At 61.8% G+C, this 19,650-nt stretch carries 18 protein-coding genes and 1 tRNA gene; 12 read left to right on the top strand and 7 right to left on the bottom strand.

All coding sequences use genetic code 11. The features are described from left to right. Positions 1-218: 218 nt before the first annotated feature. Positions 219-1,046 (bottom strand): bacteriorhodopsin, encoded by an 828-nt coding sequence (locus OSC37_RS12585; RefSeq protein ID WP_303657463.1) that lies wholly within the window; start codon positions 1,044-1,046, stop codon positions 219-221. 314 nt (positions 1,047-1,360) lie between these two features. Between OSC37_RS12585 and OSC37_RS12580 the strand changes: the two genes are divergently transcribed. Next, on the top strand, positions 1,361-2,554 hold the full coding sequence (locus OSC37_RS12580) for a CBS domain-containing protein (RefSeq protein WP_267161789.1): 1,194 nt from the start codon (positions 1,361-1,363) through the stop codon (positions 2,552-2,554). Positions 2,555-2,646: 92 nt separating this feature from the next. Here the strand turns inward: OSC37_RS12580 and OSC37_RS12575 are convergent, their stop codons facing one another. Both OSC37_RS12575 and OSC37_RS12570 read right to left on the bottom strand, forming a co-directional pair. Continuing rightward, on the bottom strand, positions 2,647-3,252 hold the full coding sequence (locus tag OSC37_RS12575; RefSeq protein WP_267161788.1) for a hypothetical protein: 606 nt from the start codon (positions 3,250-3,252) through the stop codon (positions 2,647-2,649). Positions 3,253-3,294: 42 nt separating this feature from the next. After that, positions 3,295-4,704, bottom strand: a complete 1,410-nt coding sequence (locus OSC37_RS12570; protein WP_267161787.1) for a carotenoid oxygenase family protein — start codon at positions 4,702-4,704, stop codon at positions 3,295-3,297. Positions 4,705-5,087: 383 nt separating this feature from the next. Between OSC37_RS12570 and OSC37_RS12565 the strand changes: the two genes are divergently transcribed. From OSC37_RS12565 to OSC37_RS12545, 5 genes are all read left to right on the top strand, one after another. Continuing rightward, positions 5,088-5,549, top strand: coding sequence for a nucleoside deaminase (locus OSC37_RS12565; protein ID WP_267161786.1), 462 nt, complete (start codon positions 5,088-5,090; stop codon positions 5,547-5,549). Between the two features lie 47 nt (positions 5,550-5,596). After that, on the top strand, positions 5,597-5,806 hold the full coding sequence (locus tag OSC37_RS12560) for a YgaP family membrane protein (protein WP_267161785.1): 210 nt from the start codon (positions 5,597-5,599) through the stop codon (positions 5,804-5,806). Between the two features lie 105 nt (positions 5,807-5,911). Continuing rightward, entirely contained in the window at positions 5,912-6,640 is a 729-nt protein-coding gene (locus OSC37_RS12555) for a hypothetical protein (protein ID WP_267161784.1), read from the top strand. 74 nt (positions 6,641-6,714) lie between these two features. Next, positions 6,715-8,085, top strand: coding sequence for a cryptochrome/photolyase family protein (locus OSC37_RS12550; RefSeq protein ID WP_267161783.1), 1,371 nt, complete (start codon positions 6,715-6,717; stop codon positions 8,083-8,085). A 68-nt stretch (positions 8,086-8,153) separates the two neighbouring features. Beyond that, the gene (locus OSC37_RS12545) at positions 8,154-8,624 is read left to right on the top strand and encodes a hypothetical protein (protein ID WP_267161782.1); all 471 of its coding nucleotides are present in this window, start codon (positions 8,154-8,156) and stop codon (positions 8,622-8,624) included. Positions 8,625-8,634: 10 nt separating this feature from the next. Here the strand turns inward: OSC37_RS12545 and OSC37_RS12540 are convergent, their stop codons facing one another. The 3 genes from OSC37_RS12540 to OSC37_RS12530 all read right to left on the bottom strand — a co-directional run bounded on the left by OSC37_RS12540 (position 8,635) and on the right by OSC37_RS12530 (position 11,066). Then, complete coding sequence (locus OSC37_RS12540; protein WP_267161781.1) at positions 8,635-9,072, bottom strand: SRPBCC family protein; 438 nt, start codon at positions 9,070-9,072, stop codon at positions 8,635-8,637. A 365-nt stretch (positions 9,073-9,437) separates the two neighbouring features. Further along, positions 9,438-9,510: transfer RNA gene (locus tag OSC37_RS12535), tRNA-Pro, on the bottom strand. A gap of 50 nt (positions 9,511-9,560) precedes the next feature. Continuing rightward, positions 9,561-11,066, bottom strand: coding sequence for a carboxypeptidase M32 (locus OSC37_RS12530; RefSeq protein WP_267161780.1), 1,506 nt, complete (start codon positions 11,064-11,066; stop codon positions 9,561-9,563). A 109-nt stretch (positions 11,067-11,175) separates the two neighbouring features. Here OSC37_RS12530 and OSC37_RS12525 point away from each other — a divergent pair, with 109 nt between their 5' ends. From OSC37_RS12525 to OSC37_RS12515, 3 genes are all read left to right on the top strand, one after another. Next, the gene (locus tag OSC37_RS12525) at positions 11,176-13,143 is read left to right on the top strand and encodes a cation:proton antiporter domain-containing protein (protein WP_368409465.1); all 1,968 of its coding nucleotides are present in this window, start codon (positions 11,176-11,178) and stop codon (positions 13,141-13,143) included. 296 nt (positions 13,144-13,439) lie between these two features. Continuing rightward, complete coding sequence (locus OSC37_RS12520) at positions 13,440-14,912, top strand: replication factor C large subunit (RefSeq protein WP_267161778.1); 1,473 nt, start codon at positions 13,440-13,442, stop codon at positions 14,910-14,912. A 37-nt stretch (positions 14,913-14,949) separates the two neighbouring features. Further along, entirely contained in the window at positions 14,950-15,303 is a 354-nt protein-coding gene (locus tag OSC37_RS12515) for a nuclear transport factor 2 family protein (RefSeq protein ID WP_267161777.1), read from the top strand. On the opposite strand, the gene OSC37_RS12510 is transcribed toward OSC37_RS12515, so the two are convergent. Beyond that, the gene (locus OSC37_RS12510; protein WP_267161776.1) at positions 15,300-16,016 is read right to left on the bottom strand and encodes an SCO family protein; all 717 of its coding nucleotides are present in this window, start codon (positions 16,014-16,016) and stop codon (positions 15,300-15,302) included. The genes OSC37_RS12515 and OSC37_RS12510 overlap by 4 nt on opposite strands. Before the next feature lie 141 nt (positions 16,017-16,157). Here OSC37_RS12510 and OSC37_RS12505 point away from each other — a divergent pair, with 141 nt between their 5' ends. The 3 genes from OSC37_RS12505 to OSC37_RS12495 all read left to right on the top strand — a co-directional run bounded on the left by OSC37_RS12505 (position 16,158) and on the right by OSC37_RS12495 (position 19,609). Continuing rightward, positions 16,158-17,423 (top strand): hypothetical protein, encoded by a 1,266-nt coding sequence (locus tag OSC37_RS12505; RefSeq protein WP_267161775.1) that lies wholly within the window; start codon positions 16,158-16,160, stop codon positions 17,421-17,423. Between the two features lie 78 nt (positions 17,424-17,501). Further along, complete coding sequence (gene truD / locus OSC37_RS12500; RefSeq protein ID WP_267161774.1) at positions 17,502-18,836, top strand: tRNA pseudouridine(13) synthase TruD; 1,335 nt, start codon at positions 17,502-17,504, stop codon at positions 18,834-18,836. Between the two features lie 50 nt (positions 18,837-18,886). Then, the gene (locus OSC37_RS12495; protein ID WP_267161773.1) at positions 18,887-19,609 is read left to right on the top strand and encodes a DUF2103 domain-containing protein; all 723 of its coding nucleotides are present in this window, start codon (positions 18,887-18,889) and stop codon (positions 19,607-19,609) included. Positions 19,610-19,650 lie beyond the last annotated feature (41 nt).

Here is a 19,650-nt window from a genome sequence, read left to right as displayed (position 1 = left end):
CGTCTCGCCTCCGTTATCGAGCAGTCTCTGGTTCGAGCCATCGGGTAAAACAGGAGAATCACTATAGTAAAGCATTCACGTCCAACAATCGAATCCTCGTCCAACCGTCGAACGGTCGGGACTGTTGTCACTCACCAGGACAGCAGCTTCGAAAAGGTGAATGGCCCACAGCGTCTGAGAGCGGGGCTCTCAGGGGGGCGTGAACGACGAGGTACCGATTAGTCGGCTGCTGCGGCCTCTGGCTCGGCCGCTCCGGTGCCTGCACCGTCGAGTACGTCGTGGCTGCGCAACAGGACGATACCGAATCCGACCTTCGCAGTCACGTCGAGTACCATGAATCCGGCAGTCTCGGCGTACAGGTCGAGGAGACCGAGTCCCTCAGAGCCGACGAGCCACCAGACGGGGTAGGCAAACCACAGCACAACAATCATGTACCGTAGTGTGTTGAACGTGCTCTTCGTGTCGCCCGACAGCTGTGATACTTTGTCCGAGAGTCCTCGGAACAGGTAAAACAGCAGGACGAGGAAGAAGGCGGTACTAACGGCCCACCAGAGGACTCTGTGTCCCTCAACAGCGAGGCCCAGCGAGTCAACCGGCGTTATGGTCAGCGTGGCGACCAGTCCGGTCAGAATCATCATCACGTCGAGACCGACCAGCGTGCTGATGGTGTTCCTGTCGGCGCCAGCGAGCAGCGCCAGGTCATACAGCAACAGTGGTGTCGTCAGAATCCAGTCGGTGTACCGCGGCCAGTAAATCCTCAGCTCCTCTGTCCCTTCGATAAACGGTGCCAAATCGATGACACCGAATCCAGTCGCCATCGCAAGGTAGTTCGTGAACGCGATACCGGCGATGAACGTCGTGACGATGTAGAACTTCTGTCGGTGGGGCTCTGTTACGTTCCACCCTCGGGCGATGAAGTATACCATGCCCAGGAACATTCCGGCTGTTCCGAGCCAGAGCCATGTCACTTCGTCACCGGGAGTTGCATTTATTCCTCCTAACATCTGTACTCCTTCTAGCAGCGTGTCAGTGTCTAGTCGCACCATTCCATCCAATACTAGGTATTAAAACATAATAATTGTTTTGCAGCGGACAACATGAAAGAGTGGAGAAATGACAGAAAATAATAAGGTGTAATGTGGGCGTGAAGCGCTAAACGGGCGGTTAGTGAGGACGTAGTCTTTTAGTGAACGATGTGATCAGGTAACAAATATTCATTTCATACAACAACATGAGACAGTTCTGGTCGGACGCCAACACCTATCCGCATGTGGCGCCTCGATGACACCTCACAACAGTTGTAATTCGAAGAAACACGGATAGACCGGGATTTAAACGCCACCGGCTCCAACTAGCGAACATGCGAGGGATACAGGTCGGCAGGGGGTTTGGCATTCCGATCAGGCTCCACTGGTCGTTCTTACTCGTTCTCCCCCTGTTTGCGTTCATCATCGGCCTCGACATCGCGACGCTGACGGAACTGCTCAACGATGTTCTGGGCGCTGGCCTTGACCCAGCAGCCCTCGAAGGCGAGTATCTCCCCTGGGTTCTAGGACTGACCGCGGCACTGGGGCTGTTTACTGGCGTACTACTCCACGAGTTTGGGCACTCGCTTGTAGCCATGCGGTACGGCTACGAAATCGACTCCATCACCCTATGGCTGCTCGGCGGACTCGCTAGCTTCACCGAGATGCCCGAAGACTGGCGTCAAGAGTTCTGGATTTCGGTCGCCGGCCCGATTGTCAGCGTCGGCGTCGGAATCGCCTGTTACGGCGGCTTTCTTGTGACGCCAGTCGATATCGAACCGCTCCGGTTTCTTTTCGGCTACCTGGCGCTTTTGAACATCGTGCTCGCGGTGTTCAACATGTTGCCGGCGTTCCCCATGGACGGCGGCCGAGTCCTTCGGGCACTGCTCGCGCGAAAACGACCACATGCCCGCGCAACACAGCTCGCCGCGGAGGTCGGGAAACTCTTTGCGTTCCTCTTGGGAGCAGTCGGACTGCTCTCGCTGAATATTGTCCTCATCCTGCTCGCCTTTTTCATCTACATCGCCGCGTCGGGCGAGGCCCAGCAGACCGTAATGAAAGCGACGTTCGAGGGTGTAAGAGTCAGAGATGTGATGACCGCTCGCGTCGACCTGCACACTGTCAGTCCGGAGACGACTGTCGCGACGCTCATCGAGCGGATGTTCAAAGAGCGCCACACTGGCTACCCCGTCGTCGACAGCGGTGTGGTCGTCGGCATGGTCACACTCGACGACGCAAGGGATGTCCGTCCGGAAGAGCGGGAGGCATTTCTCGTCGAGGACGTGATGTCGTCCGATGTAGTCTCGATCTCGCCCGACGCAGACGCAATGGAGACGCTCCAGACGCTCCGCGAGCACGATATCGGGCGACTTCCAGTCGTCACCGAGGGCGGCGACTTCGTCGGTCTCGTCTCCCGGACGGACCTGATGACTGCCTTCGACGTGCTCCAAGGCGGGGGCGGTCTCAACTCGATTCTCCGGTCACCCTCAAAGCCTGACAACCGTGTAACCAACCGTCGGAGCTGGTAGGCCGATAGCGCTTGCCTGTTGTTCTCACCGTGTCTGTTCTTCGGCGACTCCGGCTGACGACCTGCTGGCTGAGACGGGTGTGGCCGAGGTCGTCAGGGGCAGTCCTCGGTGTCGAACGCCTGTGGTTCTGTTCCCTGGTCCACGATACGCTGCTCCTGTGAGTCGAGAGTGACCAGTGCCGCTGTGCCGCCGTAGCCGTGGGTCTGGTCGTGACCTCGAACCACGACACACGAGACTGTTTCAGGAATCTCGATGGTCGTCGCGCGTGTAAACGGTTGGGTGGAGTGGGGGTGTGTCAGCTCCCGCCGACCGAGACGCGTTCCGTCGAGTTGTTCGACCTGCCACCAGTTCGCGTACCCGTCCTCGCCGTCGTCGTCGTGGTGGAGTGTCACGGCGAATCGGTACGATCCGTTCGCTTCGACCGTAACGTCGACGACATTTGCCTCCCGGATATCAAGGTCATCGGTCGTGCTATCAGACTGGCCCGAAGTGTTATTACTGGGTGTCTCAGAACTCGTCGACTCCGTCGCGGTCGGTGTCGCTGTGTCCTCCTCTGTCGGTGTGGTCGTGTCGTTGTTCCCGTTGTCGGCGGTGGGCTGTTCGTCGGTACTCTCGCTGAGACAGCCGGCGAGCAGACCACTCACGAGAGTACCGCCGCCAGCGACCAGCCGACGCCGCGTGACGTGTCTCTTGTCCACTATCGGTTGTTTCGTCTGCTGATAGAAAGAGCCTGTGTCGTATTAGTCGTCAAAAAACCGACCGTGAAAGCCGAAGGGAATCGGATGAGGAAGATATGCGCGTCCGCGCTCTGACAGCGTCGTCGCATCGAGACATAGCAACACAGACCGCTCGGCGGCGACATCCAGGGCCGGAGCGAGGACAACACCGTCGTCCTCCTGGCCAGAGCCGGGCCGCTGGACCATCCTGGGTTCCTCGATGTAGAGGTCTCGCTCCCAGTTCTCGTTAGCGCGCTCTCGCTCGGTGTCGACTTTTACGAGGCCGTTTGCGCCTTCGCGGTCGGTCGCCTGGCCGTATACGTATCGGTGCCGTCGAGTTCTCCTCGGTCGCGGGACGGTCGGAAGTTCGATACCACCGTCGTACAGCCGCCTGGCCGTCACCTCGCCGTCGGCTGCGAGCCGATAACGGACCAGTCGTCCGGGTGGTGCCCCGGCGAAGCCGGATTCGTCGAGTTCTGCCAGCGCGAGCGCCCCGACGATTCGGTCGTCGTCGAACGCGACGAGGTCGACAATCACGTCGTCGCTCTCTCGGTCGCCGTCGTCGAAGGCATTGACGATGTGAAAGGTGAAAAACGGCGGCGCAGTCGTCTCGGTGACGATCTCGCCTGTCTCACGAGAGACGACGTAGAAGGTGGTATCGCGGCTATAATCGAACTCCAGCAGGTCGAAAAATCCCTCGGTGAACGGCGAGAGAGCCGACAGAACGTCGATTCGGAGCGGCGTCTCGACGAGAACGAGATGGTTCTCGCTGACGCCGATGCTGTGGATGTAGGCTGGGGCGTCGGTCGGAATTGCGGCGATTTCCTCGCGGCGGCTGGTACCTTCGGGAATCCGAAACAGGCGGTACTCGTGGGTCCGGCCAAACGAGAGGCCGTGCCCGACGTGGCCGCCCTGTGGGTCCTCGACCAGATGCGCGGTAATCATGTCGTACTCGAGAAGGTCCCGAAAGACGAACTCGCCGCGCGTATCGAGCGTCTCGTCGAAGCGCGTCCACCGGGGAACCTCAGTCAGAGCGACATACTCGCCGTCGAGTCTGGCGACGTGGACGTTCGCGTTGTCGGTCGGCTCGGGCGGCCCCAGCCGGCCCAGCCAGCCGAACAGTTTCTGGAGACCGCGCTCGCCGGTCGCGAACTGTCCGGTCGGTCGTCCTGCCATCGCCTCCTCGTAGCTTTCGGTCCGAAGGAAGCGGTTGGTGTACCTGACCTCGCCGTCGGCGAACTCGTAGGCGCGAACCATCGCGAGCCCGTCGAACCAGTGGGTGACGCGCTCACTACCCCCCTCGAACTTGGCCGGGCCGTTCCGGACGAGTGTCCCCGAGAGCCAGTCGGGTATCTCCCCTTCGACCGAGAGCTGTCGCCGACTCACTTCCTCGTCAAGCGACTGAAAGCCGGGCATGAAGTTAGCGTCTGCCACGGACCCACATACGTGTCGGTATCGTTTGAATCTGCGGGTGTGTGTCTGTCAGGGGAAAGGAATGTGGACAACGGGCCAAGACCGGCGACGATGTATCCCGAAACATCGACCGGCCGGTCCGCTATCCGAGGGTCGCGGTGAGCTAAAAAGTGGCATGGCTGTGTCACGCGGTGAGACACGAGCGGCAGGAACGGTAAACGTGAGTCGGAGAGCCGAAGCGACCTGCCCCTGGCTGTAAGCCAGTCGACGCCGTGAGGGGGAGACCACAGCGCCAGTCCGGTACCCTTCTGTTCGGGCCTGTGTATCATAAAAGGCAGAGAGCAGTCTCAGAGCGAGAGACACCTGTGGCGAGGGTTGATGAGACGCCGGGACGTTATCCCGGTATGGACGACAGTTCATCGGCTGACGGCCACACCTCGCATATGGAGCGTGCAATCGCCCTCGCACGGGACGCCACCGACCGCGGCGACGAGCCATTCGGGAGCGTCCTCGTGTACGACGATGCGGTCGTCATGGCCGAATCGAATCGCATCAACACAGCAGACGACATCCGTCGTCACCCGGAGCTTCATCTCGCACACCGCGCCTGTCGGGAACTGACGGCTGCCGAACGCGCCGAGACAGTCATGTACACGAGCACAGAGCCCTGTCCGATGTGTGCTGGCGGAATGCACTCGGCTGGCTTCGAAGAAGTCATCTTCAGTGTCAGTGCTCCCGAGATTGCCGCGTTCACCGGAAGTGAGACGCCGGTCCGTGCCGCAGAGATACTCCAAGGTGTGACAGACGTTTCTGGCCCCATCTGTAACGATGCGGGGCGGCAGGTCCACGAAGAGTTCGGCTGGTAGCCAGCGACAGGAGGAACGTTCAATACCGAGGAATCCCGATATCAGATATGGTCGAAACAAACGTTGGCGGTCGCGACCGAATCGTCCGTGCACTGCTCGCCGCCGTCTTGACCGTCGTTGCGGTACGCACGCTCAAAGGCGGAAAACGAAAGACCGGCGCCCTCGCGCTCGTCGGCGCCCTGGGGTTCGGGTTCAACGCGACAACCTGTTTCTGTGGGCTGAACGAGACGCTTGGGATCGACACGAGCGAGGAGTAGCGGGCATCGGAGTCGTGTGACACGGCCCGTTAGAGCGGCTTACCGGCTTTTGTCCGAAGAATCCCCGTGCTGTCGTTTATATTGTTCTGGCACGTATTTGTCTTGATGACACCGACAGCATCGCGTCGGACCGACGCCGTGGCCGAAGACCTCCGGAACCGTGGGTTCGATGTCACACCGACGGAGTGGGGGACCATCGCCCGTGGCGACGGGTCGGCGATAGCTGGCGTTGACGCTCCGCTCGCGGCCGTTTCGCTCCGGGACAACAGACCGTTGACAGTCGTTTCGGCGGTCGCAAACGCCGCACACGAGGGGTGCGTGCCAGTCCTTGTTGCCCATCCACAGACGGCAACCGAAATCGAAGCGTTGCTCGCGGACCCGTTCTTGCTCGACGGCCGAGACGACGGCCGCGAGTTCGTCCCAATCGAGGACAGAATCCGGCTCTCAGACGACACCTACGCCTGTCTCGGCACTGCTGGACCCGTCCGGTGGACGGAAACGGCCACACGAGACACCGACGACCCGCCGCTCGTCCTCACCGCCGGTGGAGACCGTATCGCCACTCTCGGTTCCGTCAACGGACTCGCGTGTCCGGGCCCGGCAGCCTCGACGTTCCGGTACAGCTATGCCCGAAACGACGCCGGACGGTTCTGTCTCTTCGAAGATGGCACACCCGTCGCACGGTACGCGAGCGTTAGTGCGATGCGAGCCGGCGGGTTCCGGCCGGTTCCGCTGCCACTTGTTCCGGAACACCACGTCCGTGACCACGGACGAGTCGCCAGGGCAACGGTCGTTGCAACCGTCGACGGCAGCGACATCTCCTATCGGAGCTGATTCCTCTGCCCGAGAGTCGCCGTCTCCGAGCAAAGGACAGTTAGACTCACACCGCTACAGTCGTAGTCGACTGCATGCATCTCTTCTGGCACCAGCGAGACTTTCGTATCCCCGACAACAGAGGGCTCGCCCTGGCGGCGAAAGACGAGTCGACGCTGCCGGTCTACGTCGTCGACACCGACCTCCTGAAACAGATTGGCAAGCGACAGCGCGCGTTCCTTCTACAGGGCGTTCGGACACTCAAACAACGGTACCGGAAGCTGGGGTCGGACCTGCTCGTTCGGGTCGGCTCGCCCGCGGAGACGCTCGAATCGCTGTGTTCGGAGTACGACGCCGACAGAGTCTACTACAACCGCCACTACCGGCCTGCGCGTCGAAACCGCGAGCGGGCCGTCGACGACGCCGTCCCAACCAAATCCGTCACCGACCTCGTGTTGGTCGACCCAGAACGACTCGCGCCGCGGTACCAGAACCACAGCCAGTTCTACGACGACTGGCAGGACCAACACAAGCTGACGCCCTTCGACCCGCCGGCCGAAGACAGTCTCGTCTCCGTCAGCGACGACACCGGTCCGCCGTCGGTATCGGCCGATATCGACATTCCAGCGGCCGGCTACCCGGCGGCCCGGGACCGGTACGACCAGTTCCTCACTGCGGGTATCGAGAGTTACAACGACACTCGTGACGACATGCAGCGGGCGGTCGAGCAGCCGGTCGGCGCAGTGTCGCGGCTCTCGCCGTACATCGCCGGAGGGATGCTCGGGATTCGAGAACTCTGGGCCGACGCGAGCGAGCGCTACGACGCCGCACGCGGAAGCGCACAGCGAAACATTGGAAAGTTTCGGTACGAACTCTCCTGGCGCGAGCAGAACTATCACCTGCTGTACTACAACCCGACGCTGCTCGTCGAGAACTATAAATCGTTCCCGAACGCCATCGAGTGGCGCGAGGATGACGATGGATTCGAGGCCTGGAAACGCGGCGAGACCGGATACCCGTTCGTCGACGCCGGAATGCGCCAGCTCAACGAGGAGGGGTACGTCCACAACCGGCCGCGACAGGTCGTCGCTTCGTTCCTGACGAAGCACCTCCTCCTCGACTGGCGGAAGGGTGCGAAATACTTCCAGCGACAGCTCGTCGACCACGACCCCGCGAACAACTACGGCAACTGGCAGTGGATTGCCTCGACGGGGACCGACAGCGTCGACGTGCGAATCTTCGACCCCGTCTCACAGCTGTCGAAATACGACGACGGCGCGACCTACGTCACCGAGTACGTTCCCGAACTCCAAGACGTACCGGCGAACAAAATCGTCGCCTGGCCGACACTCTCCGATAGCGAGCGCGACCGGCTCGCTCCGGAGTATCCACACCCAGTCGTCGACCGCAACGAGGGGTACGAACGGGCACAGCGAACCTTCGAGAGTGCGCTCGGGAAGCGTTAGCGCGCTGCCGAACGGGAGTCCTCGGAGCGAACCGCCAGACAAAATACGCTGGCAGCCCCGAACCCGGTATGGTAACGTACGAGGCGCTCTCGGTATCGCTGCTCTTTCTCGCCGGGGTCGGGGCCGGTGTGCTGGCGACGCTGGCGATGGACCTGGTTATGCCGTGGCTTCCGGAGGGGACGACGTCGCCGTCGATTGCCGCGGGCGTCCTGACCGAGAGCCAGCCAGACACTGCGCCGGCGCGGCTGGGGACGGTCGTCCACTACCTCGCCGGCCTCCTGACCGGCCCGCTGTTCGTCTGGCTCCTGCTGGTCGGCCATGGACTCGTCGGCGAGCTGTCTGTGCTCGCTGTCGTGCTGGCTGGCGCTGTCCTCTACGTGCTGATGGTCGCCTTCTTCGCCGTCGTCGTCTTGCCCCAGTCGCTGGTAGCCCCCTCGCGCGTTGGCACAATTCGCCGGGACTGGGCGCTCTCGGCACTGATATATCTGCTCGTGTTGGTGCCGCTGGTCGGCGTCGTGGCGTCTGTGTTACTCTCGTAAGCGGTGGCCTCTATCCGCCAGCTTCCAGTCGCGTCTTGGTGTTTTCGAGTGTGGTCTGGAGTTCGCGCTCGTTGTACCGACGGACAAAGGGTGTCGCAAGCGTCGAGATGACCCTTCCCGGCAGGTCGTACGTGGCGCGGTAGTGAAGCTCCGTTCCGTCACCGTCGGGAACGGTTTCGATTTCGATTTCGCCGGTGAGCTCCCCGCGCATCTCGAAGACCATCCGCTCGTTTTCCTCGTGTGTTTGTTCGACGAGTTCGCCGTCGACGCCGATACCGGCCATCGTGTAGGTGTGCTCGACGCGTTTACCGCCGTTGTCGAGCGGTTCGATGTTACGAACCTCGCTCAGGCTTGGCGTCACCTCCGGATGGTTCCGGGGGTCGTCGAGGTACGCAAACACCGTCTCGACCGGTGCGTCGATGTGAATCGAACGGCTGACTGAGACCATACCTGTATGTTTGTCTTCACAGGTCATGGTGTTTGTCTCGCAGGCGCTTGGAGACCATTGTCCAAAGCTGTGTGACTCGACAGGAGAATGCGGGAGAAGTGTGCCGGCGCGAATTCGAATCACGCGAGACCTGCGGTCTCGCTTACCTTCGTTCGCTATCGCTCACGAAGACGCGGTTACGGCCACCCGACAGCTAGAGAGGTCGCTCTTCGAGAGTAAGTTGCGGGAAAAGTGGGCCGGCGCGAATTCGAATCACGCGAGACCTGCGGTCTCGCTTGCCTTCGTTCGCTGTCGCTCACGAAGACGCGGTTACGGCCACCTGATGGTTAGAGGAGTTACTCTTCGAGAGGAAATTGCGGGAGAAGTGGGCCGGCGCGAATTCGAATCGCGGTTACGGCCACCCGAAGGCCGAAGGATACCAAGCTACCCCACCGGCCCGCATCTATGCGAACGTCAGCGTCGGTTTTAACGGTTGCGGAATCGCCCCCTTACAGGTCGTAGAGATCCTCGAACTTCGCGCGGACGTAATCGACGAACGGCTCGGCCGAAAGCTCCTGGCCAGTGGCTACCTCGATGAGTTCGGGCGTGGTGTATCGCTGGCCGTGACGGTGGACGTGTTCGGTCATCCACTCCTGGATTGGCTCGAAGTTCTCCTCGCGGACCAGCGCGTCGACGTCGAGGTCGTCGCGGATGGCGTCGTTGAGCTGGGCAGCGACGACACTGCCGAGCGTGTAGCCGTGGAAGGCAGCGAAGCCGCCGGTCCAGTGGATGTCCTGGAGACAGCCCTCGCTGTCGGTCTCGGGACGGACGCCGAGATAGTCGTCCATCTTGTCGTTCCAGACCTCGGGAATCTCCTCGGCGTCGATGTCGCCCTCGACGAACGCGCGGCCAATCTCACACCGGAGGATGATGTGCATGTGGTAGGTGAGTTCGTCGGCTTCGACCCTGATGAGGTTGTCCGGGTAGATGCGGTTTGCCGCCTCGTAGGCCTCGTCGACAGTGAGGTCGTCGTGGCCGTCGATGTGGTCTTTGAACGTCGGGAGGAACTGTTCCCAGAACGGTTTCGTCCGGCCGATATGGTTCTCCCAGAACCGGGACTGTGACTCGTGGATGCTCATCCGGGAGGCCCCGAGCGGCGTGCCGTACTCGTCCTGGCGAAGCCCGAGCTGGTAGGTTGCGTGCCCGAACTCGTGGATGCTCGCGGTCAGGGCGTCCATCGGGTCGGTCGGTTTGAACCGCGTCGTCACGCGGGCGTCGAACTGGTTGCCAGCCATGAACGGATGGGGCGCGGTGTCGAGCCGGCCACGGTCGCGGTCGTACCCGAGGAAGTCGAGGACCCCCTCACAGAGTGCTTCCTGGTCGTCGTCGGGATACTCGCCCTCCCACGGGTCCGCGAGCTCCCGGCCCTCAGTGCGAATCTCCTCGATGAGCGGCGGAATCTCGGCCCGGAGCGTCTCGAAGATGTCGGTCATCGTCTCGATGGGAATGTACTGGTGGCTTCCCTCGTACAACACCGTGTAGGGGCTCTTGTCGGGGTCGATGTGTTTGGCCTTCCGTCGCTGGAGTTCGCGCATCGTCTTCAGGCGCGGCGCGAACGACGCAAAGTCGTCGTCTGCCTTTGCCTCCTGCCAGATCTGTTGGTTCTCGGAGGCAGTCTGTGTGATCTCCTCGTTGAGCGCCGCGGGGACGTTGGCTTCCCGCTCGTAGTCGTTGCGGATTTCACGGACATTCGCGGCCTGCTCCTCTGTCAGGTCTGCCCCCTCAAGAGCGTCGAGCCACTCGCCGACCTCGTCGGCGACGAGCAGCTCGTGAGTGGTCGCCGACAGCGCCGACAGTTGTTGTGCCCGCCCCGGCGCGCCCCCCTCGGGCATCGTCACCCGCTGGTCCCAGTTGAGATACATCGAGGCGTACCCGAGATTCGACAGTCGTCGGTTCCGTTCGATGAGCTGTTCGTAGGCAGCCGGCGCGTCGGTATCGGGTGCGTTCGTTGCCATGGGATTGGTATGAGATGGCAACACGAAAAGTACCGGTGGTTCGCCTCAGGTGACGAAACGTCACGCCGTGCTGTGCGGCTATGGAGACAGCAACCGAGGCGGTATAGTCATGTTAATCCACCACATAGAGGTGCCCGTGTCGGACACACTGCTGATTACGGTCGTCGGGATACTGGCGTTCGGTATCGCCGGGCAGTTACTGGCGAACAGACTGCGGATACCGAGTGTCGTCTTCTACATCGCCGGGGGACTGTTTCTCGGAGAGGCCGGAATCGGTGTCGTCACATTAGAGACGTTCGGCGGTGCCAACGGCGGCGGACTGACGACGATCGTCGGCGTCAGCGTGGCGATTATCGTCTTCGACGGCGCGTTCGCTCTCCAGTTCAAGCGAATCCGTGAGGCGTCTTCGGCGTCGCTCCGGCTGGTCACTGTCGGCGCTTTGCTGATGTTTGCTGGCACGGCAGCGGCAGTCCACTGGTTTATCGGTGCCGAGTGGCCACTTGCCTTTCTCATCGGTGCGTTGTTGGTTGCGACGGGGCCGACAGTTATTACGCCGATTGTCAACGTCGTCTATCTTCGCGAGCACGTCTCTGCGGCACTGGAGACAGAGGGGATCGTCAACGACGTGACCGCCGCGGTCGCCGCCGTCGTTATCTTCGAGACGATTCTGCTGCAGGTGCAGGGAATTCCGGTGACTGCACAGGCATTCGGTGCCCGAATCGGGGTCGGTGTTCTGACTGGTTTCGCCATCGCTGTCGTGGTCTACTATCTCCAGAACGAGGCGTTCGTACAGGTCGAAGGAGTACAGGCCGCTAGGTTCCTCACGCTGCTGGGGGCCGCCGGTTCCTACGGTGTTGCGGACTTCATCTTCGCCGAAGCCGGTGTCGTGGCCGCGGCGACCGCTGGAATTACACTCGGAAATCTCGACCTCCCACACAGAGAGTCTATCGAGGAGTTTACCGAGGACGTGACGATGTTGCTGCTCGCGTTCGTGTTCGTCTCGCTGGCCGCGCTGGTCGACCTCGAAGCAGTCCAAAGTCTCGGCGTCGGTGGCATCGGCGTCCTGTTCGTCGTCATGGTCGTCCTGCGTCCGGTTGTCGCACTGCTCTCGACTGTCGGAATCGAGCGGTTCACCTGGCCGGAACGTGGATTCCTGGCCGCCGTCGGACCACGGGGGATTATTCCCGCGTCTGTGGCAACGTTGTTTGCCGTCGACCTGGAGAACGAAGCGAAACAGCTCCAACAAGAGGCCACAGAAGTGTCGGGCACCGAGGCAGCCGAGTTGACCGCGGAAGCAGCGTCGCTCGATAATCAAGCACAGATTCTACTCGGGACTGTCTTCTTGGTTATCATCGCGACCGACGTTATCGAAGCAGGATTCGCTCGGCAAATCGGAGATATACTCGGAGTAACACCTATGCGTACGATAATCGTCGGCGGTGGACGGGTCGGCCGGTCACTCGCCACACAGCTGGAGAACAGAGACGAGTTCGTCATCATCGTTGAAGACGACGAGAAACAGTGTCGCCTGTCGAGAGAGGCAGGGTTCAGAGTCTTCGAGGGTGACGCAACCAATCAAGAAACATTCGAAGCCGCTGGCGTCGAGGACGCCAAGGCCGTCGTCGCCGCAACCGACAGCGACGACATCAATCTCCTCGTCTGCCAGACTGTTAAGACGAAGTACAACATCGACAAGGTGTTCGCCAGGGTAAACGACCCTGACAACGTCAATGCGTTCGACTCGCTCGGTGTCAGTGCCGTCGACAGCGCCCAGGCAACTGCGTACGCGCTGGAGAACCAAATCGAACGGCCGGCAATGGCCCACTGGATGAACGACCTCGGAGACGGCCACGACATCATCGAGATAGAGGTCACATCGGACGAACTCTCCGGTAAGTCCATTCAGGAAGTCAACGACGAGATTCCCGGTGGCTGTCTCATCGCCGAGATGGGGCGCGGAAGCGACGCACACGTCCCGGACCCGGACGAAATAATCGAGTACGGGGACCATCTCACGTTCCTCGGCGAAGACAAGTCGGTCAAAGAAGCGATAAAACGGTTCCATCCTCACGACTGACTCTCAGCTCCAACACGGCCGCTGAAGTGGACGTGTCATCGCCGTGTGGCTCGACTGCGGGTCGTCTGTTGGACCGGCCGAACAATAGTATCATTAGTGTCCTGCCCCTCAGTCTTTGCTGAGATGGTACGCGCTACGCCGCTGGGAACGACTCTATCGTCGCATTCAGACGTTCCTCCGGGGCACTCACCGCGGTGTTCGAATCGGGGACGACCACCGCTTGGGTCCCGGTCCGCAGTGCCAGTTAGCACTGCCCGACGGAACCACGAAGCCACAAAACGGGGGTCGGTTACGGGATGACCGACTGGACCGAAACGTACCGCCCGTCGTCGCTGTCGGAGCTCCGGGGCAACGACTCGGCCAGAGACGACCTGCAAGAGTGGGCAGACGGCTGGGAGGACCACCACGAGGCGGTCGTCATCTACGGGCCGCCGGGCGTCGGAAAAACCTCGGCTGCACACGCGCTTGCAGCCGACAAAGGGTGGCCGACAATCGAGCTGAACGCCTCTGACACCCGAACCAAAGACGTCATCGAACGAGTCGCCGGCGAGGCAGCAAAGAGCGGCACACTCGGAGCAGGTGGCGGCGGCCGTCGTCTGGTCATCATGGACGAGGCCGACAACATCCACGGCAACGCCGACCGCGGTGGGAGCCGGGCCGTAACGAGTCTTGTTAAGGAGGCGAATCAGCCGATGATTCTCATCGCCAACGACTACTACGAGATGTCGAACGGGCTTCGAAACGCCTGCGAGGACATCGAGTTCCGGAGCGTCTCGAAGCGCTCGATACGGCCCGTCCTGCGTGATATCTGTCGGAAAGAGGATGTCGAGTTCGAGTCCGACGCTCTCGAAGCCATCGCAGAGATGAACAGCGGCGACCTTCGGGGCGCAATCAACGACCTCCAGGCGCTGGCGGAGGGCCGGGACCGCATCGTCGCCGACGACGTGGTGACCGGCGAGCGCGACACCACGACCGGCGTCTTCGACTACCTCGATACGGTCATCAAAGAGGCCGGCCCACAGGAGGCCCTGCAGGCGAGCTACGACGTCGACGAGACACCGGACGACCTCATCAACTGGATAGAGGACAACGTTCCGAAGGACTACCACGGCGAGGAACTGGCCGTCGCCTACGGCTTCCTGTCGAACGCCGACCGCTGGCTCGGGCGGGTTCGGGCGACGCAGAACTACTCGTTTTGGCGCTACGCCGGCGACAACATGACCGCAGGCGTGGCGGCGGCCCGCCGCGAGCCGAAAGGCGGCTGGACCCGGTACAGTCCGCCGAGCTATTGGTCGAAGCTGGGCCGTTCACGGGGGACTCGCGACAAGCGAGATTACATCGCTCGAAAAATCGCGGAGGCAAACGGGACGAGCATGAGTACCGCTCGACGAGAAATCATGCCCCACCTTGCGGCGATGACACACCACTGCAAGAACCGCGAGCTCACGGTTGCGATGACCGCCCGCTACGAGCTCGAAGCCGAGCACATCTCTTTCATTACCGGCAGCGGCGAGGACACGAACAAGGTCCAATCAATCGTCGACGACGCCGAACAGCTCAGGGAGGAACGGGCCACAGAGGGGACCGGCGGCGCTTTCGACCCCGGCGAGAGTACAGATAAGGCCTCAATCGACGAGCCAACCGAGGCGGACGACCAAACAGCGGAGACAGTCGACACCAACGCGAGTACAGCGGAGTCAGTCGATACCGACGCGAGTACAGCGGAGTCAGACGACGACTCGCAGGCTGGCCTCTCGGATTTCATGTGACAGGGAGAGTTATACTCCTGGGGTCCGAGTGTCCGGTATGGCACGTACACCCGAATCAACGGTCCGCAAGTACTACGAGTTAGTCGATGCCGAACAGTACGACGACCTCGTTGCCCTGTTCGCCCCGGACGTACGCTACGAGCGTCCCGGACAGGGCGCAATCGAAGGGCGGGACGCTTTGCGGGAGTTCTACCTCGACGGTCGCCCCCTCGAAGAGGGGAGCCACGAGCTTCACGACGTGGTCGTTGAGGGGCAGACAGTCGCAGTCAGGGGGACGTTCTCCGGCGTCCAAAACGGCGACCAGGTCGCCTTCGACTTCGCTGACTTCCACGAGTTCGCCGACGGCCACATCCACCGGCGGTATAGCTTTACCGACCGGGACGAAATTTAGTACGCGTCTCTAACCTTCTGGAGGTCCGAAAGCAACTCGTCTGGACGTGGGACCTCTTGGTAGGCACGCTCGACGTATCCGTCACGGTTCGCGAGAATGACGAGGTTGACGTGGGTGAAGTCGTAGTCGCCCTCACTGGGATTGAGTGTCTCGCCCTGTGAGGTGTTGTGGCCGCCGTGCCCATCGCCGCCTGGGGTTCGCTCGAAGCCGACGCCAAACTCGCCGTTGACGACCTCGTCAGCTTGCTCGGACGTTTCAGGCCGCAGAGCGAGCCAGTTCTCCGCAGTCGGGTCGACACCGTTACGTTCGAAAAAGCGCCGGAGGCGCTGTTCGTCGTCGTATTCTGGGTCGAACGTCGTCGGCATCAGCGCCACCTCGTTGCTGTATCCCTGGTCCGCGGCGTCGACGAAGACGTGTGCGAGCGCGGCAGTCATCCCCGGACAGGGACCCGGACACCGCGTGTAAATGAACGTCATAATGGTCTCGCGGTCCTCGACGAACTCTCGTGTCGAGACCTCTCGGTCGTCGAGCGGTGCGGGCAGCGTCACCTCCGGCAGCTCCTCGCCGTGTGCCGGATAGGAGAGGTCCTCAGGGTCTGCTTCTTCGAGATACGGCTCGTCGAAGACTGTGTTCGAATCGTCGCCGCCGAGACACCCCGCAACCGCACCGCCAGTAGCGGCTGCTGTCAGGCGCAAAAAGCTCCGTCGTTGCATACCAGGTGATTCGGTTCCGGCAGATATACGTCTCTTGGTACGACTCTCGAAAGATCAACGTACAGGGCAGACCCCCGCATGCCGGCAACAGACGCCGTTTCGTGCTAGTGTTTATATGACAGAGCGTTCCCATTAGGGATGATGAGTAACCAGGGTGGCGGTTCCACGTCGGACAACACGAGCAAAAAGAGACCAACAGGGGCGAACGACACAGCAAAAACAACGGATGACCAGGGGAGACGCCCTCGTGGACTCCCAGGGCGAGTCGCGCTCGTGTTGGTCGGTGTTATCCTGGTGGCGACCGTTGCCGGAGGGAACCTCGCAGTTGCGGCCGACCGAACGGTGCTCGACTCCGACCACGTCATCCAGCAGATGGACGAAGAGGGGCTGTTCGCCGAACAGGGCGACGAGTTCCGTGACACAGTAGCTGACGAGATTGATTCCGGGATACAGGGTCTGAGCCTGCCACCTGGCATTGGTCTTGGGGAGTTCGATTCAGAGACAACCGCCGAGGAGAGCGTCACTACCGACTACGTTCGCGAGCAGACAACCAACAACATAGAGCGACTCTATGCGTTCCTGCAGGGAGATCGTGACGAGGTCTCGTTCGTCCTCGACATCACGACGGTCAAACGCAGCGTAGCCGAGTCTGTCGCCAGAGATATTGTCGTCGATACACCGACCCTAATCGGCGAAAGCACAGACCGTCTCGACCGGGAGCAGATTGCCGCGCTTGAATCAGACGAGGAGAGTTTCCAGGAGGCTCAGGAGGACCTCAGCGACCGGGAGGTCCAGGCACTGAAAGCTGACGTCGAGTCCACGACCGAGGAGGGAGGGTACACCACGGCGCTCACCGATGCGCTCGTGTCACTCCAGTTCACCGTCGTCGATGGGCTGGCGGGTGAGTTGACCTACGACGAGTACACCTCACAGCTCACCGCGAGCGAAGACGACCTCAAAACAGCACTCGGAGACGAGGCCGTCGCAGACATCGATGACACCGTGACACTGGACGAGGAGGAAGAGTCCGGCGAGGCCCTCTCGCGAGCCGCAGACGCCGTGCAGTTGATAGAGACGCTCGTGGTGGCGCTTCCGGCGCTCGCGCTGGTTCTCGTCGGCGTCATCGGGGCACTCACCCGTGATATCGCACGAACTGCGAGAACCGCCGGCGGCGCGCTGGTGGGTGCGGGTCTGCTCGGCGCTGTCGCTGGGTTTGTCGCGCCCGGGTTCGTCGTGCCGGACACAGAAGATGCCGACCCAGTTGCGGATGCTCTCGTGGCCACAGTCGAGAGTTTCTTCGAAACCCTCGGAACACAGTCGATACTGCTCGTGGTCGGGGGCGCGATACTCGTCGGCGTGGCTGTTGCACAGCGCCGCGGCTATCTCGACGGTATCATCGACCGCTGAGTGGTCATGCGAACGGTCTCTACCCTCATGTATTGACGACACTGATTTATCCGACGGGCTCTCATCGGCGGTCAGTACATGCGCGAGGCACACCCGCTCGAGCGCGAGGTCGGCATCGGCTACTACGTGAGCGACGCCGACGGCACTGGCGGCCAACTTCGCCAAGAGCCCGCTGATTTTCGCGTCCGCGAGCGGGAGGATTTTGCCGCCGAACCGGTCGACGCAGACACAGATGCCTATCCGCATCTGTTGCTCCGTGTGACGCTGCGAAACTGGGACACTAACGATTTTGCGCGGGCGCTCTCGAACAGGCTCGGCATCTCCCGAGAACGGGTCTCCTGGGCAGGGACCAAGGACAAACGCGCAGTTACCACGCAGCTGTTCAGCATCGACGGTATCGCGGCCGACGCGGTTCCCGATCTCGACGATGTTAGCTACGAAGTCGTCGGTCGGACCGGCAGGCCGATTCTGTTCGGCGACCTGGCTGGCAACGAGTTCGAGGTAACGGTCCGAGAGACAGACGGCCACGAGCATGCCAGAGCATCTCTGCGCGAGCTGACAGAATTCGGCGGCCAGCGTGACGATGACAGTCCGGTCGTCGGCGTGCCGAACTACTTCGGGCAACAGCGGTTCGGGAGCAAGCGGCCAGTCACCCACGAGGTTGGACTCGGCCTCCTTCGGGGCGACTGGGAGAGGGCAGTCATGGCCTACGTCGGCAACCCGAGCGAACGTGAGCCCGAGCCAACGAGAGACGCCCGCTCGTTCGCCGAACAGAGCCGTGACTGGCAGGCCGCACTCGATGAGTTCCCACGACAGCTCACCCACGAGCGGGCGATGCTTCACCGCCTCGTCAAGGGAGACGACAGCCCGGCAGACTTCCGTGAAGCACTGGAAGCGGTCCCGACAAACCTCCAGCGTCTGTTCGTTCACGCCGCACAGTCCTACGCGTTCAATCGGATGCTCTCGTTACGACTCGAACGCGGGCTCCCGTTCGACCGCCCTGTTGCTGGTGACGTGGTCTGTTTCACCGACAGTGACGCCCCCGAAGGAGTGACCGTTCCCGACACGGGCCGGACACAGCGGGTCGACGAGTCACGGCTCGATTCGGTAACGCGACACTGCGAGCGCGGCAGAGCATTTGTGACGGCACCGCTTGTCGGCACGGAGACCGAGCTGGCCGACGGCGAGCCGGGCGATATCGAGCGGGAGATGCTAGAGGAGGTCGGTATCGAGCCGACTGATTTCGACCTGCCCGGCGAGTTCAATTCGACGGGGACTCGCCGCGCCGTCCTCGTTCAGACGACACTCGACCTCGCGTTCGACCCATTGGAGCTATCGTTTGCGCTGCCGCGCGGGTCGTACGCGACGGTCGTCCTCCGGGAGTTCATGAAATGTGACCCCGAGCGGTTGTGATTGGGCCTTGAAACACCGGGCTTATCGCGCTCGGTCACCCTGTACCGTGTATGGAGTGTCGGCAGTGTGCGACGCCGCTCGACAGACCAGGCGACTACTGTCTGGTCTGTCAGACCGAAAATGCCGACACAGTCGTGCTCGAACTCCAGCGCGAACGCGCGACAGTAACAGTATTACTCGACGAGACGGCTGTCGGTCACCGAACGGTGACGACAACGCCGGAGCCTGACCAGGAACAGGAGCGGTCAGAGCTGCGGTACTTCGCCGGACAGATTGCCGATGACGTGCGACGGAAACGCCCGGAAGAGGTCTACGCGACCGGTGAGCGTGACGTGCTCAGGGAAGTCCGGGCACAGCTCCGCTATCCCTTCTACCGTATCGGGGCCGACGACCCAGTCGACCACGTCATTGACCGCAAGGGCGACCCGCCCCTGGAGGTGGTCGAAGCGTCAGTCGCCGAGAAACTCGGCGGCTCGCACTCGACGCTCATCGGCGGTCGTTCGGGTCGAGATGTGCTCGAAGTCGTCGCCGGCCACCCCCACGTGAAGAAGATTATTCCAGGGCCGATAGAGGCAGGCGGCTCGAGCTCGCGAACCGGAGTCCGCGGCAAGGTGACGCGAGCAGACGGCACCGGAAACGTCCGGCTGTTGCTGCGTGATGGGTCCAGCGTCCAGGAGAACCGCGTTGTGACGACAGCCAACAACCGCGAACTCGGCGAGCGGGTCCGTGACGACCTCAACGACGCGCTCGTCGAAGCGGGCTTTGCGCAGTAGCGAACAGGTGAGACGAAGTCGAGACCGGTTCACGGAGAGCC

Origin of the sequence: Halovenus salina (assembly GCF_026410925.1) — an archaeon.
Lineage (GTDB): Archaea > Halobacteriota > Halobacteria > Halobacteriales > Haloarculaceae > Halovenus > Halovenus salina.
Note: the sequence above shows the minus strand (reverse complement) of the source record. Positions and strands in the feature narration are given on the sequence as shown.